Source organism: Bradyrhizobium sp. WSM4873 (assembly GCF_055811355.1).
In genome coordinates this window covers 16,943-40,254 of sequence record NZ_JBVVPS010000007.1, presented here as the reverse complement: position 1 = coordinate 40,254, position 23,312 = coordinate 16,943, and the positions used below count along the sequence as shown (strand labels likewise).

Annotated in this window: 21 protein-coding genes; 9 read left to right on the top strand and 12 right to left on the bottom strand. The window is 63.3% G+C overall.

All coding sequences use genetic code 11. From position 1 onward, the window contains the following. Positions 1 to 6 precede the first annotated feature (6 nt). Positions 7 to 978 carry a CHAD domain-containing protein gene (locus AC0L21_RS12535; protein ID WP_473261737.1) on the top strand — a complete coding sequence of 324 codons (972 nt, stop codon included), beginning with the start codon at positions 7 to 9 and terminating at the stop codon, positions 976 to 978. Here the strand turns inward: AC0L21_RS12535 and AC0L21_RS12530 are convergent. Next, positions 975 to 2,822: a PHA/PHB synthase family protein gene (locus tag AC0L21_RS12530; RefSeq protein ID WP_473261734.1), complete on the bottom strand. Its 1,848-nt coding sequence runs from the start codon at positions 2,820 to 2,822 to the stop codon at positions 975 to 977. The two genes, AC0L21_RS12535 and AC0L21_RS12530, sit on opposite strands and share 4 nt — an antisense overlap. Before the next feature lie 205 nt (positions 2,823 to 3,027). Between AC0L21_RS12530 and AC0L21_RS12525 the strand changes: the two genes are divergently transcribed. Continuing rightward, a complete protein-coding gene (locus AC0L21_RS12525; protein WP_473261732.1) occupies positions 3,028 to 3,756 on the top strand; it encodes a CBS domain-containing protein in 729 nt (242 codons plus the stop codon). Positions 3,757 to 3,788: 32 nt separating this feature from the next. On the opposite strand, the gene AC0L21_RS12520 is transcribed toward AC0L21_RS12525, so the two are convergent. The 3 genes from AC0L21_RS12520 to AC0L21_RS12510 all read right to left on the bottom strand — a co-directional run bounded on the left by AC0L21_RS12520 (position 3,789) and on the right by AC0L21_RS12510 (position 6,604). Next, positions 3,789 to 4,247: a RidA family protein gene (locus AC0L21_RS12520; protein WP_473262128.1), complete on the bottom strand. Its 459-nt coding sequence runs from the start codon at positions 4,245 to 4,247 to the stop codon at positions 3,789 to 3,791. A gap of 21 nt (positions 4,248 to 4,268) precedes the next feature. After that, positions 4,269 to 5,960: a benzoate-CoA ligase family protein gene (locus AC0L21_RS12515; protein ID WP_473261728.1), complete on the bottom strand. Its 1,692-nt coding sequence runs from the start codon at positions 5,958 to 5,960 to the stop codon at positions 4,269 to 4,271. Positions 5,961 to 6,085: 125 nt separating this feature from the next. After that, positions 6,086 to 6,604 carry a MarR family winged helix-turn-helix transcriptional regulator gene (locus AC0L21_RS12510; protein WP_204511875.1) on the bottom strand — a complete coding sequence of 173 codons (519 nt, stop codon included), beginning with the start codon at positions 6,602 to 6,604 and terminating at the stop codon, positions 6,086 to 6,088. 248 nt (positions 6,605 to 6,852) lie between these two features. Between AC0L21_RS12510 and AC0L21_RS12505 the strand changes: the two genes are divergently transcribed. Next, on the top strand, positions 6,853 to 8,028 hold the full coding sequence (locus tag AC0L21_RS12505; RefSeq protein ID WP_473261726.1) for an ABC transporter substrate-binding protein: 1,176 nt from the start codon (positions 6,853 to 6,855) through the stop codon (positions 8,026 to 8,028). A 29-nt stretch (positions 8,029 to 8,057) separates the two neighbouring features. Then, positions 8,058 to 8,513, top strand: coding sequence for a cupin domain-containing protein (locus AC0L21_RS12500; protein WP_007601580.1), 456 nt, complete (start codon positions 8,058 to 8,060; stop codon positions 8,511 to 8,513). Positions 8,514 to 8,515: 2 nt separating this feature from the next. Here AC0L21_RS12500 and AC0L21_RS12495 read toward each other — a convergent pair whose 3' ends face one another. The 4 genes from AC0L21_RS12495 to AC0L21_RS12480 all read right to left on the bottom strand — a co-directional run bounded on the left by AC0L21_RS12495 (position 8,516) and on the right by AC0L21_RS12480 (position 13,909). Continuing rightward, a complete protein-coding gene (locus AC0L21_RS12495) occupies positions 8,516 to 9,766 on the bottom strand; it encodes a flavin-dependent oxidoreductase (RefSeq protein WP_473261724.1) in 1,251 nt (416 codons plus the stop codon). 55 nt (positions 9,767 to 9,821) lie between these two features. After that, positions 9,822 to 12,173, bottom strand: a complete 2,352-nt coding sequence (locus AC0L21_RS12490) for a bifunctional salicylyl-CoA 5-hydroxylase/oxidoreductase (RefSeq protein WP_473261721.1) — start codon at positions 12,171 to 12,173, stop codon at positions 9,822 to 9,824. A gap of 94 nt (positions 12,174 to 12,267) precedes the next feature. Beyond that, positions 12,268 to 13,104 carry an enoyl-CoA hydratase family protein gene (locus AC0L21_RS12485; protein ID WP_473261719.1) on the bottom strand — a complete coding sequence of 279 codons (837 nt, stop codon included), beginning with the start codon at positions 13,102 to 13,104 and terminating at the stop codon, positions 12,268 to 12,270. Between the two features lie 43 nt (positions 13,105 to 13,147). After that, positions 13,148 to 13,909 carry an SDR family NAD(P)-dependent oxidoreductase gene (locus AC0L21_RS12480; protein WP_473261716.1) on the bottom strand — a complete coding sequence of 254 codons (762 nt, stop codon included), beginning with the start codon at positions 13,907 to 13,909 and terminating at the stop codon, positions 13,148 to 13,150. A gap of 213 nt (positions 13,910 to 14,122) precedes the next feature. Here AC0L21_RS12480 and AC0L21_RS12475 point away from each other — a divergent pair, with 213 nt between their 5' ends. From AC0L21_RS12475 to AC0L21_RS12455, 5 genes are read left to right on the top strand one after another with little or no spacing between them, the layout of a single operon-like run. Beyond that, positions 14,123 to 14,920, top strand: coding sequence for an alpha/beta fold hydrolase (locus AC0L21_RS12475; RefSeq protein WP_473261714.1), 798 nt, complete (start codon positions 14,123 to 14,125; stop codon positions 14,918 to 14,920). Between the two features lie 12 nt (positions 14,921 to 14,932). Then, complete coding sequence (locus tag AC0L21_RS12470; RefSeq protein WP_473261711.1) at positions 14,933 to 16,222, top strand: acyl-CoA dehydrogenase family protein; 1,290 nt, start codon at positions 14,933 to 14,935, stop codon at positions 16,220 to 16,222. A 2-nt stretch (positions 16,223 to 16,224) separates the two neighbouring features. Then, positions 16,225 to 17,748: a class I adenylate-forming enzyme family protein gene (locus AC0L21_RS12465; RefSeq protein ID WP_473261709.1), complete on the top strand. Its 1,524-nt coding sequence runs from the start codon at positions 16,225 to 16,227 to the stop codon at positions 17,746 to 17,748. Then, positions 17,745 to 18,833 (top strand): NAD/NADP octopine/nopaline dehydrogenase family protein, encoded by a 1,089-nt coding sequence (locus tag AC0L21_RS12460; RefSeq protein ID WP_473261707.1) that lies wholly within the window; start codon positions 17,745 to 17,747, stop codon positions 18,831 to 18,833. Before AC0L21_RS12465 ends, AC0L21_RS12460 begins: the two co-directional genes overlap by 4 nt. A 3-nt stretch (positions 18,834 to 18,836) precedes the next feature. Beyond that, positions 18,837 to 19,829 carry a 3-hydroxybutyryl-CoA dehydrogenase gene (locus AC0L21_RS12455; RefSeq protein WP_473261705.1) on the top strand — a complete coding sequence of 331 codons (993 nt, stop codon included), beginning with the start codon at positions 18,837 to 18,839 and terminating at the stop codon, positions 19,827 to 19,829. Here AC0L21_RS12455 and AC0L21_RS12450 read toward each other — a convergent pair. The 4 genes from AC0L21_RS12450 to AC0L21_RS12435 are packed head-to-tail and all read right to left on the bottom strand — an operon-like array spanning position 19,826 to position 23,301. Beyond that, positions 19,826 to 20,872, bottom strand: a complete 1,047-nt coding sequence (locus AC0L21_RS12450) for a 2,5-dihydroxypyridine 5,6-dioxygenase NicX family protein (RefSeq protein ID WP_473261703.1) — start codon at positions 20,870 to 20,872, stop codon at positions 19,826 to 19,828. The two genes, AC0L21_RS12455 and AC0L21_RS12450, sit on opposite strands and share 4 nt — an antisense overlap. 37 nt (positions 20,873 to 20,909) lie before the next feature. Beyond that, positions 20,910 to 21,677 carry an ABC transporter permease gene (locus AC0L21_RS12445; RefSeq protein WP_473261701.1) on the bottom strand — a complete coding sequence of 256 codons (768 nt, stop codon included), beginning with the start codon at positions 21,675 to 21,677 and terminating at the stop codon, positions 20,910 to 20,912. Then, positions 21,674 to 22,459, bottom strand: coding sequence for an ABC transporter permease (locus AC0L21_RS12440; RefSeq protein ID WP_473261699.1), 786 nt, complete (start codon positions 22,457 to 22,459; stop codon positions 21,674 to 21,676). Before AC0L21_RS12440 ends, AC0L21_RS12445 begins: the two co-directional genes overlap by 4 nt. Beyond that, positions 22,456 to 23,301, bottom strand: a complete 846-nt coding sequence (locus AC0L21_RS12435) for an ABC transporter ATP-binding protein (RefSeq protein ID WP_473261697.1) — start codon at positions 23,299 to 23,301, stop codon at positions 22,456 to 22,458. The genes AC0L21_RS12440 and AC0L21_RS12435 overlap by 4 nt, the downstream gene beginning before the upstream one ends. Between the last annotated feature and the right edge of the window lie 11 nt (positions 23,302 to 23,312).

Sequence of the window (23,312 nt, the reverse complement as noted above, 5' to 3'; positions counted from 1 at the left end):
CTGCAAATGGCGCGACCCAGCACAAGTTCGACGGCCGCGCACGTCAGGCCTGCGGCCAGGCGCAATGTCTTGCCCGGCCGCCTCAGCCTTGGCATGGTCTGCGACACGGCCTTCCGGATCATTGCCCGCCGTCACCTCGACGCCGTTCTCGCCCAGCACGACGGCACCTGCCGCGGCGATCCCGAGGCGCTGCACCAGATCCGGATTGCACTGACGCATCTGCGCACCACCATCCGCTTCTTCTCGCCGATGGTCGATGACGCCGTTCGGCCGGAGGTCTGGAACGAACTTAAATGGCTGAACAGCCAGCTCGGCATGGTACGGGACCTCGACGTGGCGATCGAGCGGGTCATCGCCGAGAGCGGAGGCGAGTTGACCGTCATTGCCGAGCTCCAGCACTGGGACGAGAAGCGCGCCGAGAGCCATCGCCTGCTGGCGCGCGCGCTGCAATCCGCGCGATATCGCCGTCTCGTCGAGCAGACGTCAGCCTGGATCGAGAGAGGACCCTGGTCGACCCGGCGCAGCAAGGAAGCCATCAGGCTGCGCCGCCGCACGCTCGCCGACCACGCAACAGCGAAACTCACGGAATGGGAAACGACGCTGCTTAAGAAAGCGCGCAAGCTCCGCAAGCTCGATGTCGAGAAACGGCACAAGCTGCGGCTTCTCAACAAGCGGCTGACCTATTCGATCGAGTCGCTGGAGGACCTGTTCGCCGATGAGTCCCTGACGAAGCAGAAGTCGATCCTCAAGCAATTGCGCAAGGCGCAAAAGTCCCTCGGGCGATTGAACGACGATGCGCGAGGGCAAACTCTGGCAGCGTCATTGAACGCGGCCGTCCCCGAGGCGGGCATTCGCTTCCTCAACCGCAAGCGCGAAAAGAAACTGTTGCGGACCGCCTCGGACGCCTACCGGAAACTGGACAAGGCCAAGCCGTTCCGCTCCGCCGACCTTGCGCCGAATGCGGAGCCTGACGATTAGGTGTGGACGTAGTCTCCCGGCGCGTCGGGCAGGCTGTCGAGATCTGCGCCTCCGATCTGCGGCGGATCGCAGGGCGCCCCGGAGCGTGCGGCCAACCATTCGACCCATTCCGGCCACCACGACCCCTCGACCTGCGGTGCCAACTTCAGCCATTCGTCCGGGCCGACATAGCGCGCATCGGCGGCCTTGATCAGCACTTGATAGCTGTGGCCGGGCTCGTCCGGCGGCGCGACGACGCCGGCATTGTGGCCGCCGCTGGTCAACACAAAGGTCACGTCGGCATCGGCCTGATAGTGGATCTTGTAGACGGACCGCCACGGCGCCACGTGATCGGCGAGCGTGCCGACCACGAACATCGGTGCATGGATGTCGGAAAGCGAGACACTCTTGCCCTCGACACGATAGCGGCCCTCGGCCAGATCGTTACCCAGGAACAGCTTTCGCAGATACTCCGAGTGCATGCGATAGGGCAGCCGGGTGGCATCGGCGTTCCAGGCCATCAGGTCGCTCGGTGGCGCGCCCTCGCCCATCAGATAGTCATGCGACAGCCGTGACCAGATCAGTTCATTGGAGCGCAACAGCTGGAACGCGCCGGCCATCTGCGTCGTGTCCAGGTAGCCCCGCTGCCACATCAGATCTTCGAGAAAAGCGACCTGGCTCTCGTTGACGAAGAGCGTCAGCTCGCCGGCTTCGGTGAAGTCCGTCTGTGCGGCAAGCAGGGTGATCGTGCACAGCCGCTTGTCGCCATCGCGTGCCATCGCGGCCGCGGCAATCGATAGCAATGTGCCGCCCAGGCAGTAGCCGAGCGCGTGGGTGTTCCGGCCCGGCAGGATCCGGCCGATCATGTCCAACGCCGCCATGACACCCAGCTTGCGATAGTCGTCGAAGGCAACATCCCGGTCCTTGGCATCCGGATTTCGCCAGGAAATCGCGAATACGGTGAAGCCCTGACCGGTCAGATACTTCACCAGAGAATTCTGCGGCGACAGATCGAGGATGTAGTACTTCATGATCCAGGCCGGCACGATCAGGATCGGCTCGGGTCGCACTTGCGCCGTCGTCGGATGGTATTGGATCAGCTCGATCAACTCGTTGCGATAAACGACCTTGCCCGGCGAAGCCGCGACCGTCTTGCCGACGAGGAACTGTTCGTCACCCGGTGGCCTTGCGGCGGAGAGCAGGCGCATCAGGTCACTGCACCAGTTCTGCCAGCCGAACACGAAATTCTCTCCGCCGCTCCGGAACGCCTTCTCAAGCACTTGCGGATTGGTCGCCGCGAAATTCGACGGCGCCAGCATGTCGAGCATCTGACGCATCGAGAATTCGACGATGGCTTCATTTGCGTGCGACACGCCGCGTACGCCGGTCGTGGCATCGTGCCACCAGCGCTCTCCGAGCAGGAACGCTTGCGCAAGCAGATTGAACGGCGCGGCTTCCCACTGCGGACCCCTGAAGCGACGATCCCGTCCCTGTGGTGCAATCACGGACCACGGCTTTTGCGACGTCGCGTGCGCGGCGGCTTCCAGAAACTGGCCCATGTCGCGAAGGACGTTGCGCGACATCTCCACCTGACGCTGCGGCGCCGCAGCCAGATGAGAGCTCCAATCGAGCCAGGCGAGCGACAAGGCCAGCGGCGAAATTCCGCCCGTCGACCGCGCCAGCATCGCATGAAACGCGCGATCAAGGGGGTATGGCTGCGATTCAGGCTGGGGATCGGCGGCCGCGGGCCTTCCAGCCAGCGTTTCTGGGCTGGTCGTAGAGGCTTCGGGCTCAACGACAGGACCGGCGGAGAGAGCCTGTGCGGACGGCTCTTCGGCCCTTGGAAATATCTGCACGACGCTCATGGTTGAATGTTCCTGCCCGCTTCTGTCTGCGTGGCAGCAGGATATGGCGAGGCTTCGGATCCGCGTTGAGCTGCATCAAATCCGGGCATCGATCACGATTGCTCAACCGAAGAGCCCGATTCATCCCTTTGACCTGCGTCAAGCCGCAGCACGACGCGAGAGCTAGTTTTGCGCATCGACATTCGACGAGCCAGCGGAGTCTGCCATGCGCGCCCATCAGATCATGACCCGGTCGGTCATCTCGGTTACCCCCGAAACCAGCATCGTCGAGGCGGCGAACATCATGCTGAAGCGGCATGTCAGCGGTCTCACGGTCGTCGACAATGCCGGCAGGCTGGTCGGCGTGGTTTCGGAAGGCGACTTCATCCGCCGCAGCGAAATCGGCACCGGACGCAAGCGCGGGCGCTGGCTGCGGTTCATTCTCGGATCCGGCAAATCGGCCAGCGATTTCGTTCACGAGCACGGCCGCCAGGTCTCGGAGGTGATGACCCCCTCACCGGTGACCATCACCGAGGATACGGCGCTAGCCGAGATCGTCGATCTCATGGAACGAAACAACGTGAAGCGTCTGCCGGTGATCCGCGGCGACAAGATCGTCGGCATCGTATCGCGCGCGAATCTGCTCCAGGCGGTGGCGGACCTCGCCCGAGACGTACCCGACCCGACCGCCGACGACGATCACATTCGCAGCCGCATCATCGACAACATGGAGAAGAACGACTGGTGCCCGTTCGGGCTGAACGTCATCGTCCGCGACGGCATCGTTCATCTCAGCGGCGTCATCACCGAGGAGCGCGCGCGACAGGCCGCGGTCGTCGCAGCGGAGAACGTCAGCGGCGTGAAGAAGGTGCATGACCATCTTTGCTGGGTCGACACCATGTCAGGAATATACCTGAACTCGCCCGAGGACGATGACCTCGCCAAGGCAAGCTGACCAAGGCAAGCTGAGCGCGCGCCGATCGCAGTTCAGCGCGGAATGACGGCGGTGGCTTCGATTTCGACGCGCGCCGCCTTCTCGACGAGGCGGACGACCTGAACCAGCGCCATCGCCGGGTAGTGCGCACCGAAGATAGCGCGGTAGGCCTTGCCGAGCTCTTTCAGGTTCGTCAGGTACTCCTCCATGTCGACGACGTACCAGGTCAGGCGCACCAGATGCTCGGGCTGCGCACCGGCCTCCGCGAGGATCGCGGCGATGTTGCTCAGGGTCTGGCGCACTTGCGCGACAAAGCCGTCCGCGAGACGCTCCTCGGCATCCCAGCCGATCACGCCGCCGGTGACGACGATGCGTCCCTCGGCCGCCATGCCATTGGCATAGCCTTTCGGCACCGGCCAACCGGACGGCTGCAGCACCTGCGCCCTGGAGCGGGCTTCGTCCTCGGCTGCTGTCGGCAGCACCGCGAGGTGCGGGCCCTTCGGCGTCGTCACTGACAATTCTCTATCCTTCTCTCATTCCGCCGCGACGCCGGAGGACGCCACCGCGGTCAGCGCCAGTTGCCGCAGGGCAAAGCGCTTTAGTTTGCCGGTCTCGGTCTTCGGCAGCTGCGTCACGAACTCGATCGCGCGCGGATATTTGTATGGCGCGATTTCCCGTTTGACATGCTCCTGCAGCGCAGCCACGAGCTCGGCGTCCCGCGTTACGCCCGGCGCGGCAACGACATAGGCCTTCACGATCATGCCGCGCGCCTCGTCCGGCGCGCCGACGACCCCGCACTCGACGACGGCGGGATGCGTAAGCAGCGCCGCCTCGACGTCCGTGCCTGCAATGTTGTAGCCGGCCGACACGATCATGTCGTCCGAGCGCGACTGGTACCAGAAATAGCCCTCGCTATCCAACAGATAGGTGTCGCCCGTGATGTTCCAGCCGTTCTGGACGTATTTGCGCTGCCGCTCATCGGCGAGATAGCGGCAACCGGTCGGCCCGCGTACCGCGAGCCTTCCCATCGTGCCCGGCGGAACGTCATTGCCGGAATCGTCGACGATCTTCGCTTCATACCCCGGCACCGGCTTGCCCGTCGCACCAGGGCGGATCTCGTCCTCGGTCGCGCTGATGAAGATGTGCAGCAGCTCGGTCGAGCCGATGCCGTCCATCAGCTTGATGCCGGTCGCCTTCAGCCAGGCATCGAATGTCGGCTTGGGCAGCGTCTCGCCGGCGGACACGCATTTGCGAAGCGAGGAAATATCGCGGCCCGGAAGCTTGCCGATCATCGCCCGGTACGCGGTCGGCGCGGTGAAACAGACCGTGGTCTTGTATTGCTCGATCGCATTCAGAATGTCGTCGGGCGCCGTCTTCTCCAGAACGACGAAAGAGGCACCGATGTGCATCGGAAACAGCACGCCGCCGAAGCCAAACGTGAAGGCGAGCGGTGCCGAGCCGACGAAGCGATCCTTCTGCTCCGCGCGCAGGATATTGCGCGCATAGCCATCGCAGACCGCCAGCATGTCACGGTGGAAATGCATGGTGCCCTTGGGATCGCCGGTCGTGCCCGACGTGAACGCGATCAGGCAGACATCTTCCAAGGCGGTATCGACAGCTTTGAACTCCGGACTTGCATCCCTCATCAGCGCCTCAAGCGAGTCGCCGGCGCCGTTGCCCCAATAGACCACGCGCTTGAGGCCGGGGGCTGCGGCTTTCGCTTTCTCCATTTCGTCGGCGAGCTTGCCGTCGCAGAGCGCGAGCGTGATCTCCGCCTTCTGGATCGGATAGGACAGCTCCTTGGCACGCAACAGCGGCATCGTCGCGACGACGATACCACCGGCCTTGATCACCGCCAGATAGGTCGCGACCATCATCGGGTTGTTGGCCGAGCGTAGCAGCACGCGCCCGCCGGTGACGAGACCAAGCTTGCCGACCAGCACATTGGCGATGCGGTTCACGACCGTTTGCAGCTCACGATAGGTGTAGCTGACGGTGGGGCTGATCACGCAGGGAGCGTCGCCATGTCCCTGCTCGACCCAGCGGTCGAGAAAATAGCTGACGCAGTTGAGGCGGGGCGGATATTGCAGTTCCGGTCGGGTGAAGACGAATTCCGGCCAGAGTTCGGGTGGCGGAAGATGCTGCCGCGCGAATGTATCGACATGGGCTGTCGCGGCATTGTCGTCATGCGAGCCCGAGACTTGAACCTTGGCGGCGTTGGCCATCGCACGCTCCTTTCAGCATGGAAAGCACCCGGCAGCACTAACTCGGAAACATTTTAGGCTTAAAGCAATTTCGCGCAATAGTGGATTTTGGGCATCCCATGCTTTTTCCGGCGGCAGCCGCGGACCTAGGCCCGGCGGCGAGCGGCCGATTTCTGCGCCGATGCCTTGGTCTTGGCGAGCAGCCGCATCAATTCGCGCACATCCTTCGGCGTCAGATCGGCGAAGAGATCGGCGATCCAGGTTTCGTGTTCCGCGGCCATTCTGCGAAACTCGGCGCGACCGAGTTTAGTCAGCCGGATCACCTGGACGCGGCGGTCCGTCTCCGACGTGCGGCGGTCGAGATGACCGGATTCCACGAGGCGCTCGACGAGGCCGGTGACGTTGCCGTTCGAGACCATCATGCGCTTGGAGACGTCGGACAGCGTCATGCCGTCGGGTGCCTTGTCAAGCTGCGCCATCAGGTCGAAACGGGGCAATGTGACGTCGAAGCGCTGCCGCAACCGGCCACGGACCTCGCCCTCGATCAGGGTCGTGCAGGTCAAGAGGCGCAGCCATAGCCGAAGCTCTTCGGCGTGATCCTCCGGAGTTTCGACGGCCTTGGTCTCGGAATCGAGCATGTTGATGCAGTCACTCACGGCCGGCATTGGCGCCCGGCACGGATTCCCAACGTTTTGAGCTTCAAGTAAATCGAAGCCGCCTGCAAGCCTAAAGCCGCAACAATCGACCGCATGCCGATTTCTTTAGGCTTCAAATAATTGGCGCGCCGCTTGCATGCACCGCTGCCCGCAGGATGACGACTTGAGCTTAGCTTGCCGCGGCAGCAATCATCGGCATAAACTTGGATTGGAGTAGCGGCTTGCAACGCAAGTCCTGTTATCACGGGGGACAGATCATGAAGACGCAAATGACGTTGGCCGCAGCCGCCTTGCTGCTTGGCACCGCGGTGAGCCCTTCCCTCGCCCAGGAGAAAATCAAGCTGGGGGTGATCGTGACCCTCTCGGGACCCGCCGCCGCGCTCGGCCAACAGGTTCGCGACGGCTTTGCGCTCGGGGTCAAGGATCTCGGCGGCAAGATGGGCGGCCGCGATGTGGAAGTCGTCGTCGTCGACGACGAATTGAAGCCGGACGCAGCGGTCACCAAGGTCAAGGGCCTTCTGGAGCGCGACAAGGTCGACTTCGTGGTCGGCCCGATCTTCTCCAACATCCTCCAGGCGATCCACCGGCCAGTCACGGAATCGAAAACCTTCCTGATCAGCCCCAATGCCGGCCCGTCTACTTTTGCCGGCAAGGACTGCAACCCGTTCTTCTATGTGACCTCGTATCAGAACGATCAGGTGCACGAAATCCTCGGTAAGGTCGCGCAGGATCGCGGCTACAAGCGCATGTATCTGATGGTGCCGAATTATCAGGCCGGCAAGGACTCGGTGGCCGGCTTCAAGCTCGACTACAAGGGCGAGATCGTCGAAGAATCCTACATGCCGCTGAACACGCTGGACTTCCAGCCGGAGCTTTCCAAGATTTCATCGCAGAAGCCCGATGCGCTCTTCACGTTCATGCCCGGCGGCCTCGGCGTCAATCTCGTCAAGCAATACAAGCAGGCTGGCCTTGCCGACAGCATTCCGGTGCTTTCGGCTTTCACGGTGGATGAATCGACCTTGCCGGCGCAGCAGGACGCGGCGGTCGGCATGTTCGGCGGCGCGAACTGGGCGCCCAATCTCGACAATCCCCAGAACAAGAAGTTCGTCGCTGCCTACGAGGCCGCCTATAACATCGTGCCGGGCACCTACGCCTTCCAGGCGTATGATGCCGCGATGCTGATCGACAGCGCGGTCAAGGCCGTGAAGGGCGATCTTTCGAACAAGGATGCGGTCGCGGCCGGTCTGAAAAAGGCGGACTTCACCTCGCTGCGCGGCACCTTCAAGTTCAACACCAACGGCTATCCGATCCAGGATTTTTACCTGACCAAGGTCGCCAAGCGCGCGGACGGCAAGTTCCAGACCGAGATCGTTCAGAAGGTCTTTGAGAATTACGGCGACCGCTACGCCAAGGACTGCAAGGCGGCGAACTAAGCCGCACGTCGCGTCGAGGGAGGATCACAATGAAGAGCGAAATCACCGGCATCACACGGGCCAATGAGGGAATCCAGGGCATCTCCTGGAACATCCTCGGCCAAACCTATGTGCCGAAGAGCAACACGGAGCACAGCTTCTCCTGGCATGCGACGCTGCCGCCAGGCACGTTCGTGCCGCCGCATATTCATCCCGACCAGGATGAATATCTCTACATGCTGGAGGGCAAGCTCGATTTCATGCTCGGCAATTCCGAGTCGCAGGCGACCGCGGGCGACCTGATCCGGCTCGGCATGGGCGTGCCGCACGGCATCTTCAACAAATCTGAGCAGACCGCGAAAGTGCTGTTCTGGGTGTCACCGACGCGCAAGCTGTTCGACCTGTTCTGGGGCCTTCACAACATGAAGGAACAGAAGCCCGAGGACGTGGTGGCGATGGCGGCCGAGTTCAACATCCATTTCCTGCCGCCGCCTCCCGGCGGCTAGATTCAAGCCCGCACCGCCGCGAGTCCCGGCACTGCGGCGAAGCCGGCCTTGGTAGCATAGCCGCGCACGATCGCCTCGCGCTGGGAATAGCTCAGCACGTTGTCGACATTGTCAAAACCATCAGGCGCGAGCTGCTCGACGGCGTCGATGACGCCCTCGGGGCCGCCCCGCCGGTTGGAGCGGACGATGTCCGCGGTCATGGGCAGGCGCTTCTTCTCGTATTCAAGCAACGCCTGGCGCGGATGCTCGGCGCGCACCAGCGCGTCGGCGAGGCAGCGCGCATCAAGGATGGCTTGCGAGGCGCCGTTGGAGCCAACCGGATACATCGGATGCGCGGCATCGCCGAGCAGCGTAACTCGGCCGGACGACCAATAGGGCAATGGATCGCGGTCGCAGGTCGGATATTCGTAGAACTCGGGCGTGGCCGAGATCAGGCTCTTCACGTCGACGTAAGGCACCGAGAAGCGCGCGACATGCGGCATCAGCTCCTCGCGACGGCCTGGCCGCGACCAGTCTTCCTTGCGCGGCGGCGGGGCATTGCCCTCGCCGACCTTCACCAGCACCGCCCAGTTGGTGAGACGGCTTGCCGGGCTCGATCCTTCCGCGATCGGATAGATCACCACCTTGGCGTTGAGGCCGCCGGCGACGATCATCGATTTCCCGGTGAGGAATAGCGGCCAATCCCGCGCACCGCGCCACAGCATCAGGCCGTTCCAGCATGGCGGCCCCTCGCTCGGGAACAGCGTGTCCCGGACCCGCGAATGGATGCCGTCGGCACCAATCAGAATGTCGCCGCGCGCGGTGTGGATGTGCGCGCCTGAGCGATCGAAGAAGTAAGCGGTGACGCCGCCCTCGTCCTGGGTGAAGGCACCGAGTCGGCAGCCGGTGTGGATGGCCTCCGGCCCGAGCCGCTCCTCGACGGCCCGATGGATGACGCCCTGAAGGCGGCCGCGGTGGATCGAGAATTGCGGCACGTCGTGGCCGGCGTCGATGCCGCGGACCTCGCGCCAGACTTCCTGGCCGTGACGGTTGAGGTAATAGAGCTGGTCAGTGCGGATCGCGACATCGTCAAGCTGCTGGAGCAGACCGAGGCCTGCCAGCTCGCGCATGGCATGGGGCAGCGTGTTGATGCCGACCCCTAGCTCGCGGATGGTGTCGGACTGCTCGAAAATCTCGCAAGCGAGGCCCCGCGAGCGCAGCATCAATGCGGTGGTGAGACCACCGATACCGCCACCGACGATAATCGCCTTCATCGCCCTCACTCCACTCGGTACACACCAGGCAATGCAGTTAAATTCGCACGGGCGGTCACTCGGCCGCAAGCGGCTTTGTCGCCTCCGCCTTGAGCTCGGCCCGGGTCTTGGGCTTAGCCTTAATTCTCAGCTCCTCGAGATCCTGCCGGTCGCGCACGCTGTTGCGGAAAATCTGATCTTTTCCGGGAAGATATTGCGGCGGGCAGAACGCGTCGTCCGCCCCGTACCAGGCCGCCGCCCTCATGGTGAAGAACGGATCGACCAGATGGGGCCGCCCGAGCGCAACGAGGTCCGCCCGGCCGGCAGCCAGGATGGTGTTGGCCTGGTCCGCCGTCGTGATGTTGCCGACGCACATCGTCGCCACGCGCGCCTCGTTGCGAACCTGATCGGAGAACGGCGTCTGGAACATGCGGCCATAGATCGGCTGCGCATCGCGCACGGTCTGCCCGGTCGAGACGTCGACGAGGTCGACGCCGGCTTCGGCAAAAGCGCGCGCGATCGCCACCGCATCGTCGCCGCCGATGCCACCCTCGGCCCAGTCGGTTGCGGAAATGCGCACCGACATCGGCTTGTGCGACGGCCATACGGCCCGCAGCGCCTCGAAGATTTCGAGCGGGAAGCGCAGGCGATTTTCAAGCGAGCCGCCATACTCATCCGTGCGGGTGTTCGTCAGCGGCGAGATGAAGCTCGCAAGCAGATAGCCGTGGGCGCAGTGCAGTTCGAGCATGTCGAAGCCGCAGCGTTCGCCGCGCTCGGCCGCCGCGACGAAAGCGTCCCTCACTGCGTTCATGCCGGCGCGATCAAGCTCGCGCGGAACCTGGCTGTCGGGGAAATAGGGCAGCGGCGACGCCGAACACACCTCCCAGCCGCCTTCGTCCAGCGGACGGTCCATGCCGTCCCACATCAGCTTGGTCGCCCCCTTACGCCCGGCATGCCCCAGTTGCAGGCAGATTTTCGCGGCTGAATTGGCATGGACGAAATCAACGATGCGCAACCAGGACGCCTCCTGCTCGTCATTCCACAGTCCTGTGCAGCCGGGCGTGATGCGGGCGTCGCGGGCAACGCAGGTCATCTCCGTGAAGATCAGGCCAGCGCCGCCGATCGCGCGCGAGCCGTAATGCACCAGGTGGAAATCGGTCGGCACGCCCTCCTTCGCCGAGTACATGCACATCGGCGACACCACGGCGCGATTGGCGATCTCCATCTCGCGTAGCCGGAAGGGCTGGAACAGCGGCACCATCGGCTTCTTGGTGTCGACGTCGAAACCGCTGTTGCGAACCTGCCTGGCAAACGACTTATCGACTTCAGCCACGAAGTCGGGGGCGCGGAGTTTCAGATTGTCATAGGTGATCGCCTTCGAGCGCGTCATCACGCCGAAGGCGAACTGCACGGGATCGAAATCCCAGAAGCGGTCGACATGCTCGAACCAGACCAGCGAGACGTCGGCGGCGTGCTGCGTCTTCTCGACCTCTTCGCGGCGGCCGTGCTCATAGACGTCCAGCGCCGCCTTGATGTTGGGCGCCTTCTCCATCGCCTCGGCCAGCGCGATCGCGTCTTCCATCGCGAGCTTGGTGCCCGAGCCGATCGAGAAATGCGCGCTCGCCTTGGCGTCGCCGAGCAGAACCATGTTGTCCTTGACCCAGCGCTTGCTGCGGATCATCGGGAAGTTGCGCCACGTCGAGCGATTGGTGAGCAATTGGTGCCCATCGAGGAACCAGCCGAAGATCTCGGCCATCCGCGTAGCCGACTGGGTCTCGTTCAGCCCTGTCAGTCCGGCGCGTTCGAACGTCTCCGGATCGGTCTCGAAAATCCAGGTCGAGTGCCCGGCTTCATATTGATAGGCATGGGCGATGAACGGCCCCCACTCCGTCTCCTGGAAGATGAAGGTGAAGGCATCCAGCGGCCTGGTCGAGCCCATCCAGGCGAACTTGTTGGTACGGAGGTCGACTTCCGGCGCGAAATGATCGACGTATTTGTCGCGGAAGCGGCTGTTGATGCCGTCCGCGACCAGGATGAGATCGGCGTCGGCGAAGCGGGATTCGTCCTCGACGTCCGCTTCGAAATTCAGGACGACGCCCAGTTCGCGCGCGCGCGCCTGCAGGATCAGGAGCAGTTTCTGCCGCGAGCAGCCACAAAAGCCGTTGCCGCCGACCCGATGGACCGTTCCGCGGAAGTGCACGGCGATGTCATCCCAGTAGGCGAATTCCTGGGTGATGCGGCGATAGCTCGGAAGATCGTGCTTCTCGAAATTATCGAGCGTGGCGTCCGAGAACACCACGCCGAAGCCGAAGGTGTCGTCGGCGCGGTTGCGCTCGTACACCGCGATCTCAGCGCTCGGCCGCTGCTTCTTCAGCAGGATTGCAGCGTAGAGACCCGCAGGTCCGCCACCGATGATCGCGACTTTCATGGGAGCCTCGCCAATTCAACCCGGCGAAACTATTTTAAGCCTAAAATAATTTCGCGCAAGTCCCCATTGCGGCAGGCGGCCGGTAAAGCCCGACTTAGTCGCCCCTGAAGACCGGCCTGACCTTGTTGGCAAAGGCCTCGAAGGCCCGTTCGAAATCGGCGGTCGTCATGCACAGCGCTTGAGCAATAGCTTCCGCCTCGATCGCCTCCTCCACCGACATCGCCCATTCCATGGCCAGCATCCGCTTGGTCATGGTGTTGGCAAACGTCGGTCCCTCCGCGATTTGCTTGGCGAGCACTTGTGCCTGGGGCAGCACTTGCTCCGGGGTGACGAGGCGGCTGAAGAAGCCCCAGCGCTCGCCCTCCTCCGCGGTCATGAACCGGCCGGTGTAGAGCAACTCGGAAGCGCGAGACTGTCCGATGATCCGCGGCAGGATCGCGCAGGCGCCCATGTCACAACCGGCAAGGCCAACCTTGTTGAAGAGGAATGCGACCTTGGCCCCGCTCGCAGCAAGCCGCATGTCCGACGCCATGGCGATGATCGCGCCAGCGCCTGCGCAGATGCCTTCAACCGCGGCAACGATCGGCTGGGGGCAGGCCCGCATCGCCTTGACGAGGTCGCCGGTCATCCGCGTAAACGCCGTCAGTCCCTTGGTGTCCATCTTCACCAGCGGACCGATGATCTCGAACACATCGCCACCGGACGAGAAATTGGCACCAGCGCCGGTCACGACGATGCACTTGACCGCATCGTCGAACGCGCAGGCGCGAAAAAAATCGGTGAGTTCGCGATAGCTCTCGAAGGTCAACGGATTCTTCCGTTCCGGACGATTGAGCGTCACGGTCGCAACACCATCGACCACGGCCAGCAGGAAGTTCTGAGGCGAATAGTCCGCAAGCGGCAAGGTCACGGGATTGGCTGGTCTGCTCATGCGATCTCCTTAGCTTCCTTGTTCCGCGCCCGCGTCATGCGCGCTAAATTTCACCACCGGCAACAGCGATCGCCTGCCCGGTGATTGCGCCGGCGCCCTCGCCGCACAGCCACACCACGGCATCCGCGACCTGCTGAGGAGAGATCAACCGCCCCTGCGGATTATGCTTCGCGAGCTCGGCAACCGCCTGCTCGCGGCTACGGCCCGTCTTTTTCATGATGTTCTCGATGCTGCCGGCGACGAGATCCGTGTCGGTGAAACCGGGGCACACCGCGTTTACGGTCACATTGCTGCCAGCCATCTCGATAGCAAGGGAACGCACGAGACCGACCACCGCATGCTTGGCCGCAGTGTACGCGCTGACATAGGCATAGCCCTTGAGCCCCGCAGTCGACGCGATCGCGACGATACGGCCATAGGGACGATCCTTCATCCCGGGCAGCACAGCGCTGACAGCATGGACCACGCCCATGAAATTGACGTCCATCATGCGCGCAAACAGGGCGCTGTCGGATTTGGCGAACGGCGCGGACTCGGCGCTTCCCGCATTGGCGATCAGGATATCGATCGGCTGCCGCGCACTCGCTTGAGCGATGGCGACTTTCAATGAGGTTTCGTCCGAAACGTCGGCGACGGCCGCAAAATGCGCTGCCCCTACGCTAACAGCCTCTTCAAGCGTCGCAGCGTTCCGCCCAAGGACGGTCACTGTGGCACCGGCCTCGACGAGCGCTGCTGCGATTGCGCGACCAATGCCGCGACCGCCACCGGTCACCAGCGCGTGCGGCGAATGCGGTAATCCGGACATGCGCTGGCTTCCTTGCATTCTGCTGATCGCCCTCTCGATATATTTTAACCTTCAAACTTTTGCAAACAAAGCTCGGGTCGGCCCGCGAACGGCCACACGCAGAAGACGGCCTGAAAATTGCTTTAAGTATAAAATTATCGCTTTCCATCCCTCACAGGCCTGTTAGCATCGACGGGCCGAGCAAAAGGATGTCGCGTGTCGCACCCTGCGCCAATGATAACAAAAGACGGCCGCTTCGCCTATGAAGCCGCCGGCGATCCGGGCGGGACGCCTCTGATTTTCCTGCATGGAATCGGCGGTGCGGCACGGGCCTGGCGCCAGCAGCTTGCCACATTCGGCGACCGCTTCCACGCGATTGCATGGGATATGCCCGGCTATGGTGGGTCGGCACCGCTCGCCAGCGTCAGCATCGCTGCCCTGGCGGATGCGCTTCAGCGATTCATCGAGCAGCTTGGGGCGAGCAAGCCAATTCTGGTCGGCCATTCCATCGGCGGCATGATCATCCAGAAGTGGCTGGTGCAATCCCCAAACCTGGCGCGCGCCGTCGTGCTGGCGCAGACCAGCCCGGCCTTCGGCAAAGCCGACGGCGATTGGCAGAAATCGTTTATCGCCGCACGGCTCGGGCCGCTCGATCGCGGCGAAACGATGAAGTCGCTGGCGCCCTCTCTGGTGAAGGAACTGGTGGGCGACGATCCTGATCCCACGGGAATGGAGCTTGCACGGGAGTGCATGGCGAGCGTGCCCGAGGCGAGCTATCGCGCCATGATGCTGGCCTTGATTGGCTTCGACCAACGCAGCACCCTCAAGGACATTTCGATCCCGACGCTGCTGCTGTCCGGCTCCAAGGACAACAACGCGCCAGCGCCGATGATGGCGAAGACGGCGACCTACATTCCCTCCGCGGAATATGTCGAACTCGGCGCTGTCGGCCATCTTGCAAATCTTGAGCGCCCCGATGCCTTTGACGAGGCCCTCGGCCGGTTCCTGAATTCCGTCGCGACCAAAACGTAGGATGGCTGCGCAATGACCATGCAAGTCAGCAAGACCATCGGCGCGACTGACAAGGTCGCGCTGGATGCACCGATCTTCGATCCCGTCGCATTCCGACTGAGCGACGAGCAGGCCGGCGTCATCGCGCGGGCGCGCGAGATCGGCCAGAGCGTGTTCGCCGGCCGCGCCGCGACTTACGATCGCGAGGCGATCTTCCCGTCTGAGAATTATCGCGACCTGCATCGCGTCGGCCTGCTCGGTATTGCCGTGCCCAAGAAGCACGGCGGGCTCGGAGCGAACTACCAGACCTACGCACTGGCGGCAGCCGAAATCGGCCGGTATTGCGGCGCGACTGCGCTCACCTGGAACATGCATGTCTGCTCGACGCTGTGGTCCGGTCCGCTCGCCGACGATCTCGACATGGATGCTGAAACCCGCGCCGAACACGAGCGGAGGCGTGCAGTCCACTACAAGCGCATCGTCGAGGATGGCGCGATCTATTCGCAGCCCTTCTCGGAGGGCGGTGCGGCAGCGGCAGGCGGCGTCGCTTTCGGCACGGAAGCAAGGCCGGTCGAGGGTGGCTGGATCGTCAACGGCAAGAAGATCTTCGCATCACTCTCCGGCCATGCCGACTATTACGGCGTTCTCTGCACCGAGATCGAGGAAGGCGAGAAGGCTTCGCGCCGCAATACGCTTTACCTCGCCATCCCCTCAAAATCGGAAGGCGTTTCGGTCGTCGGCGACTGGGATCCGCTCGGCATGCGCGGAACGGTCTCGCGCACGCTGCTGTTCAAGGACGTGTTCGTGCCGGCAGATTCGGCGCTGATGCCGCGCGGCGTCTATTTCCAGGCCGCGATGCGCTGGCCGCACATGTTCCTGACGCTGTCGCCAACCTATATGGGCCTTGCTCAAGCCGCCTATGACTTCACCGTGCGATATCTGCGCGGCGAAGTACCGGGCATGCCGCCGGTCAAGCGCAGGATGTATCCGACCAAGCAAATTGCGGTCGCGCAGATGCAGATCAAGCTCGAGCAGATCAAGGCGATCTGGTTCCAGGCGGTCACCGAGGCGCGCGCCAATCCGAGTAAGGAGCAGGTGCTGCGCGCCTATGCCGCGCAATATTCGGTGATGGAGGGCGCCAATGAGCTCGCCGCGCTCGCGATCCGCACCTGCGGCGGTCAGGCCATGCTCCGCTCGCTACCCCTCGAGCGCATCTATCGCGACAGTCGCTGCGGCTCGCTGATGTTGCCCTGGACAGCCGAGCTCTGCCTCGACCGGATCGGGCGCGAGGCGCTGTACGAGGCCGGCGAAACGGACGACTGACGGTGGACCTCTGCAGTCTGATCGATCGCAACGCGGCGTTCGCGCCAAACAAAACGGCCATTGCCTTCGAAGGCGAACGGTTGAGCTATGCGGCGTTCGCTGCGCGCATCGAACGGACCGCCGCGACATTGAAGCAGGAGCTCGGCGTAGGCCGGGGCGACCGCGTTGCGATCCTCAGTCTGAACCGGCCGGACTATCTGGTTCTGCTCTATGCCTGCGCGCGGCTCGGCGCGATGCTGGTGCCCCTGAACTGGCGGCTGGCCATCGCCGAGCAGCTTTTCATTCTCACCGATGCCGGCGCCAAGGTTTTGGTACTCGAGCAGGCATTCGAGGGGGTTCTTGCCGAGCTTCAGGGGACTGCTGTTGTCGGGCTCGATTTCGAGCCGCCCCGCGGCATGACGCTCGAAAGTCTGCTGGCCCGCAGCGAGGGCACCGGCCGCAACCCGCACACTGATCTCTCCTGTCCGCTCCTCATTGTCTACACGTCAGGAACGACCGGACGGCCCAAAGGCGCGGTGCTGCGCCAGGAGGCGCTGTTCTGGAACGGCGTCATGAGCCAGCACATGCACAACATGACGTCCGACGACCATGTGCTGACGCTGCTGCCGTTCTTCCACGTCGGTGGCCTCAACATCCAGACCACGGCGGCGCTCCAGCTCGGCGCCACGGTCACGGTTCACGCACGCTTCACGCCGGACACAGCGCTTGCAACCATCGAACGGGATCGGCCGACCCTGACCGTGATGGTGCCAGCTATCATCCAGGCCGTAAGCGACCATCCCGCCTGGGCTACGACAGACCTTTCGTCACTCAAAGCCGTCGCGACCGGCTCGACCATCGTGCCGCCGCATCTGATCGACCGCTTCGTCGCGCGCGGCGTCCCGGTGCTTCAGGTCTACGGCTCGACGGAGACTTGCCCGATTGCGGTCTACACCCGGCTTGGTGGCGATCTTTCTCGCGCGGGATCGACCGGACTTGCCGGCCTGTGCTGCGAGGCGAAAGTGATTGATCCCGCCGGCAACGAGGTGCCGGCGGGCGCGCCCGGCGAGATCGCGGTGCGCGGCGCCAACGTGTTCTTCGAATATTGGGGTAATGCGGACGCCACCCGCGATGCGCTGCACGACGGCTGGTATCGTACCGGCGATATCGGCCTGTGCGACGGGGACGGCTATTTCTGGGTGCGCGACCGCAAGAAGAACATGATCATTTCCGGCGGCGAGAACATCTATCCGGCGGAGGTCGAACGCGTCCTGCTCGAACATCCCGATGTCAGCGAATGCGCCGTGATCGGCCGGCCCGATCCACGCTGGGACGAGGTGCCCATCGCCTATGTGATCCCGCGATCCAACCGTCGACTGGAAGCAGACGCGTTGAAAGTACATCTTCAGGCACAACTCGCGCGCTACAAGATTCCGCGCGAGATCGTTTTCGTCACCGATCTGCCGCGCACCGCGCTCGGCAAGGTCCAGCATTTCCTGCTGAAGCAGCTTGATGCGCAATCGCGCGCGCGAGGAGAAGCATCTTGAAGATTGCGGTTCTGGGGGGAGGAAACGGCTCTTTCGCAGCCGCGGGCGATTTTGCGCTGTCGGAACATGAGGTCCGGCTCTGGCGCCGCGACGCAGATCAGGTCGCAGCCCATCGCGCCGCCGGCTCGCGCATCCTGGTGAAGGATCATAACGGCCGTCACGATGCGAAACTGGCGCTGGTGACGACTGACATCGCCGAGGCCGTCAACGAGGCAGAGCTGATCCTGTGCCCCGCCCCCGCCTTCGCGCAGCCTGATATTGCGCGCCTGCTTGCTCCACATCTGCGGGACGGACAGGTCCTGTTTCTGCCGCCGGCCACGTTCGGCTCGATGATCTTCGCCCACGCCGCGCGGGATGCCGGCAACCACGCCAAGGCGAGCTTTGCCGAAACCGGGACCTTGCCCTGGCTGACCCGCAAGCACGGGCCGTTCGAGGTCGCGATCACCATCCGCGCCAAGCGCCTGCCGGTCGGCGTTTTCCCGCTCCATCAGGCGCCGCGTGCACTCGAGGTGATTGGACAGGCTTTCCCCGGCGCAATCGAGCCGTGCGGAGATGCTCTCTCCGGTGCGCTGATGAACGCAGGCCCGATTATCCATCCGCCGCTGATCGTGATGAATGCAGGCCCGATCGAGCATTTCGAGAGGTGGGACATTCACAAGGAAGGAACGCAAGCCGCGATCCGCCGAGTCACCGACGCGCTCGACGGCGAACGGATTGCCGTGCGTGAGGCGCTCGGATATGGCGCACCGCATTTTCCGCTCGCTCATCACTACGCCAGGGAGGGCGAGATCTGGATGTACGGCCGCGGCTCGCATGACCGGCTGACCGATTCCGGCGACTGGCGCGAGCGGATCGTGCTGACGGAGCACCGCTATATGAGAGAAGATTTGCGGCTTGGGCTATCGCTGCTGGTCTCCGTCGCCGGCCTGGCAGGCGTGGCTACGCCGCTGGCCAAGGCGTTCCTGGCCATTGGCGGCGCAATCTGCGGCGAGGATTTTGCGCAGGGCGGCCGAACGCTCGAGACGCTGGGACTCGGCCATCTCGACAAAGCCGCTTTGCAGGCGCTTCTTCGCAGGGGATTTTGAGCGATGACCAGCCGAGCCACCATCGCATGTCTCGGGGCCGGCCGCATGGGGCGCGGCATCGCCGTCGCGTTTGCCTACGCGGGGCATAGGGTCACGATGATCGACATCAAGGCCCGTTCAGCCGAAGATTTCGCCCGGCTGGAGGCAGATGCGCTCGGCGAAGTCAGGAAGACCTTTGCCAGCCTGGCGAAGCTGGGGCTACTGACCGAGGCCGATGTCGACCCGCTCATCGCACGGGTCTCGGTGGTGCCGGCCAGCGAGAGCGAGGCGGCACTGTCCGATGCGGGAATTGTTTTTGAAGGAGTTCCCGAAGTCGTCGAGCTCAAGCGGGATGTGCTGGGGGCGGCCTCAAAACAAGTCGGCCCCGATACGATCATCGCATCGACGACGTCGACCATTCTCGTTGACGACCTCTCAGGCGCGATCGTGAATCCCCGCCGTTTCCTCAATGTGCACTGGCTAAATCCGGCTTATCTGATCCCGCTTGTCGAGGTTTCGCCCGGCAAGGCCACCGATCACGCAATCATCGACGAGGTCAAGGTGCTGCTCGAAGGCATCGGCAAGGTGCCGGTGGTCTGCGCGGCGACACCCGGCTTCATCGTTCCGCGCATCCAGGCGCTGGCGATGAACGAGGCCGCGCGCATGGTCGAGGAAGGCGTCGCCAGCGCAGAGGAGATCGACAAGGCGATCCGCTACGGCTTTGGCTTCCGCTATGCCGTGCTTGGTCTGCTCGAATTCATCGACTGGGGAGGCGGCGACATCCTCTACTACGCCAGTCGCTACCTCGAAGGCGCACTCGGCAGCGACCGCTATCGCGCGCCGGACGTGATTTCAAGGAACATGCACGAGGGCCGGATCGGCCTGCGCACAGGTGCAGGCTTTCTCGACTATTCAGGCATGGATATTGACGCCTATCGGGCAAAACGGCTTCAGGCCATGGTCGACCTGCTCCGTCACTTCGACCTGGCTCGCCCGCCTGTGCTCGATCGCAACTAGCCGAAGACGTCCTGCAGCACCCCTTCACGCACCACCGCGACGCCATCGAGCTCGATCGTCGTCCCCATCATCGGCAGATCGAAATGCCCCGCCGTGTAGCGGCCGGCGAATTCGTTGGCACCGGTCGAGAACAGGAAGTTGCCGGACACGGCGCGAATTTCCGTGCCGTTGGTGTCGCGCTGGTCGTACATCGACAGCGCTTCGTAGCGCGCGGCCGGATTCATGCCGAAGCCGACATGCGATACCGCATAGGCTTCCCGATCGCCCCAGGCGGCAAGATAGGCACGCATCATTGCGGCATCGGTGCCCTCGCCTTCCAGCTCGACGACATAATCGTCCTTCAGCGTCATCTTCACCGGCGAGGTCAGGTAACGCTTGAAGGTCAGGTTGATGTCGCCGGGTGCCATCACCAGCGTGCCATTGATCGTTCCGCTCTTGGGGAAGCTGACGACGATGCCCCCGGGCCAATGCGCCAGCGTACCGGGCTTGTCCGTCCATCCCCAGACGCCGACCGTGGACGCGCCGACCATATCGACGTCGAGCGCCGTGCCGGCTTTTGACGTCACCCGCATCCGCTTGGTCCCGCGCAGCATCTTCGCCGCCGCGCGAACGCGCTTCTCGAGCGCGGAATCCGGCACCATCCGCTCCAGCGCTTCGGGATGCTCGTTAGAGATCACCAGGATGCGCGCGCCGGCTTTGAGGATCTCGGGTGTCTCCACCGCATGCATCAGGCCCTCGATGGTGCAATCCACCACAAAGCCGGCCTGTTGAAGCGCGGTGATGACCGGGCCGAGCCGCTGGATCGCCTCGCTTGCCCCTGTCGAGCGAACCGGAACGATATTGCGGTTACGCGGGGTCGGCATGACCACGTGAAACGGTCGCGCGCCCATCCGCAGCAGCGCGAGCTCCGCCAGATGAACGTTCAACGCACGTGACTGCGTTTCCGAGAGGATCGCCGCGGTATCGCCGGCCTTGACGGCGCATCGCTCAAAAATCTCGCAAAATGCGTCGATCCATTTTGCCTCGATGCGATCAGCCAGCATGGTCTACTCCCGGTTTTCTGGTTTCTTCTTCGTCAGTTCATGCTTCGGGGAAACCCCGCAGCAGGTACGAGCGCACGGCGCCCAGCAGGCCATTGAGGATCAGGCCCAGCAACGAGATCGTGATCAGCGGTACGAACATATCGACCGCCTGAAAGGTCCGAGCCGCCGTGACGAGGACATGTCCGAGCCCGTCGCTCGACGTGATCATCTCCGCCAGAAACACCACGATGCAGGAAATGACAAGACCGATCCGGCAGCCGGTCAGGATCGACGGCATCGCGGCCGGCAGTACCACCTTGAACAGGATCTGATAGCGCGGCGTTCCCGCCGCCATGGCCGACCAGATCAGCTTCTGCTCCACCGTCGACGCGCCGTAATAGGTAGACAAGAGAATGGGAAAGAGGGCATCCGCCGCCACCAGCGTGATCTTCGATCCGTGGCCGAAACCGAGTAGCAGCAGCAATGCTGGATAGAGCGCAACCTTCGGCAAGGGCGCGAGCACGCGAACGATCGGCCGGACCACGGCGTTGATAGCCGGACTGGCGGCGGCGGCGATGCCGATGCTGACACCGAGCACGACCGCAATGGCGAAGCCGGCAAACAGCCGGAACAGTGTCGCCGCGATCTCCTGCTGGAACGTCCATGTCACGAGCTGCTGCAGCAACCTGCTGAAGACGTATCCCGGCGGCGGCAGCAAGACCGCAGGCGCAAAGCCAAATGATACAAGGCCTTGCCACAGCGCGATCACCAGCACGATCGGCGCGAGCCCGAGGATGATGCTGGTGGAGCGAAGCTGCGGCATCATGAGAAGCTCAGCGGCATGTCGAACTGAGGCTCAGACCAGCGCACCAGCCTTGCGCGGACCCGCTCGAAGATCGCATCGAGGCAGATTCCCATCGCCCCCACGATGATGATCATCGCAAAGACGGTGTCGTATTGGCCCATGTCGAGGGCATTGAACAGGATATTGCCGGCGCCGGACTGACGCGCGATCATCTCGCTGGTGATCATCGTGATCAGCGCCAGCACGAGTCCAGTGCGGCAACCGGTCAAGATCTCCGGCAACGCCGCCGGCAGTACGATTCGAACTAGGCGTTGCGCAGGCGAAAGCCCCATGGCGGCGCCCGACCACAGCATCTTCTCTTCCACCGCCTTGGCGCCCTCGAAGCTGTGATAGATCACGGGCAGGCTGACGCCGAGGAAGATCACCAGCGTCTTCGTGATGTCACCGACGCCGAGCCACAGCATGATGATCGGCATCAAGGCGGCCTTCGGCACCGGGTAGATCACCATCAGGAGCGGATTGAAGAAGGCCGCGACGGCCCGGCTGCGGCCCATCAACAGGCCGAGTGGGATCGAGACCGATACCGCTATGCCAAACCCGACCGCCATGCGGCGGAGCGAGGCCAGGATGTTGATCAGCGCTTCCTTGTCGCCGAGGATGTCCGGGATTACACGGATTGCCTCGATCGCCGTCGGGAAGCTGTCGTTCTTCAGCGCGAGTGACGCAACTTGCCATGCCGCAAGAAGCCCGATGCAGGCAAACACCGGCGCGGCACGCTTGGCCAGGGCCGTCAGCGATGTCATGACGCCGATCCCGTATCTTCGACCTCGTCGAACATGCGCTCGATGTCGACGACATATTTCTGGTACCGTGGATCGAGCAGCAGCTCGCTGCGGCGGCGCGGCCGGGGCAGATCAATGTCGATGACCTCGCGGATGCGGCCGGGAGACTTCGACATCATCACGACCTTGTCGGATAGAAAAACCGCTTCGTCGACCGAATGAGTGACGAACAGCACCGTCTTGCGATCACGCTCCCAGATATTCAACAGATCGTTCTGCAGCCGCGTTCGCGTGTGAGCATCGAGCGCGCCGAACGGCTCGTCCATCAACAGAACCTCAGGATGGTAAGCCAACGTTCGAGCCAATGCCACGCGCTGCTTCATGCCGCCGGACAGCTCCTTTGGATAGAAATTCTCGTAGCCCTTGAGCCCGACCATCTCGATCAAGGCCCGGCTCTGTGCTTCCGCCTCGGTGGTGCGCACGCCCTGCTGGCGAGGGCCATACATCACATTGCCCAGCACGGTCTTCCACGGAAACAACGCGAATTCCTGGAATACCGGACCGCGATCCGGCCCTGGTCCCGTGATCGTCCGTCCCCTGATCTTCGCTGAGCCGCTGGTCGGGCTGACGAAGCCGCCGACGACGTAAAGCAATGTCGACTTGCCGCAGCCGGACGGGCCAAGAATGGAGACGAAGGCTCCCTCCTCGATCGCCAGGGAGATGTCCGATAGCGCCACATGGTCCTTGCGCGCCGAGGTCTGAAATACCTGCGAGACGCTCTCGATCTCGATGATTGCAGAAGCCGGTTTTTGCGGCGTCACCGGTCTCACCCATTCGCTCGATCTCGAAGGCACTACCTTCATCCCGTCTCACT

Coding starts and splice junctions, on each gene's coding strand:
- AC0L21_RS12510 (WP_204511875.1), bottom strand. CDS start 6,604: ATGCCGGCCGTGAGTGACTGCATCAACATGCTCGATTCCGAGACCAAG.
- AC0L21_RS12445 (WP_473261701.1), bottom strand. CDS start 21,677: ATGATGCCGCAGCTTCGCTCCACCAGCATCATCCTCGGGCTCGCGCCG.
- AC0L21_RS12475 (WP_473261714.1), top strand. CDS start 14,123: ATGATAACAAAAGACGGCCGCTTCGCCTATGAAGCCGCCGGCGATCCG.
- AC0L21_RS12500 (WP_007601580.1), top strand. CDS start 8,058: ATGAAGAGCGAAATCACCGGCATCACACGGGCCAATGAGGGAATCCAG.
- AC0L21_RS12530 (WP_473261734.1), bottom strand. CDS start 2,822: ATGAGCGTCGTGCAGATATTTCCAAGGGCCGAAGAGCCGTCCGCACAG.
- AC0L21_RS12515 (WP_473261728.1), bottom strand. CDS start 5,960: ATGGCCAACGCCGCCAAGGTTCAAGTCTCGGGCTCGCATGACGACAAT.
- AC0L21_RS12435 (WP_473261697.1), bottom strand. CDS start 23,301: ATGAAGGTAGTGCCTTCGAGATCGAGCGAATGGGTGAGACCGGTGACG.
- AC0L21_RS12485 (WP_473261719.1), bottom strand. CDS start 13,104: ATGAGCAGACCAGCCAATCCCGTGACCTTGCCGCTTGCGGACTATTCG.
- AC0L21_RS12440 (WP_473261699.1), bottom strand. CDS start 22,459: ATGACATCGCTGACGGCCCTGGCCAAGCGTGCCGCGCCGGTGTTTGCC.
- AC0L21_RS12480 (WP_473261716.1), bottom strand. CDS start 13,909: ATGTCCGGATTACCGCATTCGCCGCACGCGCTGGTGACCGGTGGCGGT.
- AC0L21_RS12525 (WP_473261732.1), top strand. CDS start 3,028: ATGCGCGCCCATCAGATCATGACCCGGTCGGTCATCTCGGTTACCCCC.
- AC0L21_RS12505 (WP_473261726.1), top strand. CDS start 6,853: ATGAAGACGCAAATGACGTTGGCCGCAGCCGCCTTGCTGCTTGGCACC.
- AC0L21_RS12535 (WP_473261737.1), top strand. CDS start 7: ATGGCGCGACCCAGCACAAGTTCGACGGCCGCGCACGTCAGGCCTGCG.
- AC0L21_RS12495 (WP_473261724.1), bottom strand. CDS start 9,766: ATGAAGGCGATTATCGTCGGTGGCGGTATCGGTGGTCTCACCACCGCA.
- AC0L21_RS12470 (WP_473261711.1), top strand. CDS start 14,933: ATGACCATGCAAGTCAGCAAGACCATCGGCGCGACTGACAAGGTCGCG.
- AC0L21_RS12490 (WP_473261721.1), bottom strand. CDS start 12,173: ATGAAAGTCGCGATCATCGGTGGCGGACCTGCGGGTCTCTACGCTGCA.
- AC0L21_RS12450 (WP_473261703.1), bottom strand. CDS start 20,872: ATGCTGGCTGATCGCATCGAGGCAAAATGGATCGACGCATTTTGCGAG.
- AC0L21_RS12455 (WP_473261705.1), top strand. CDS start 18,837: ATGACCAGCCGAGCCACCATCGCATGTCTCGGGGCCGGCCGCATGGGG.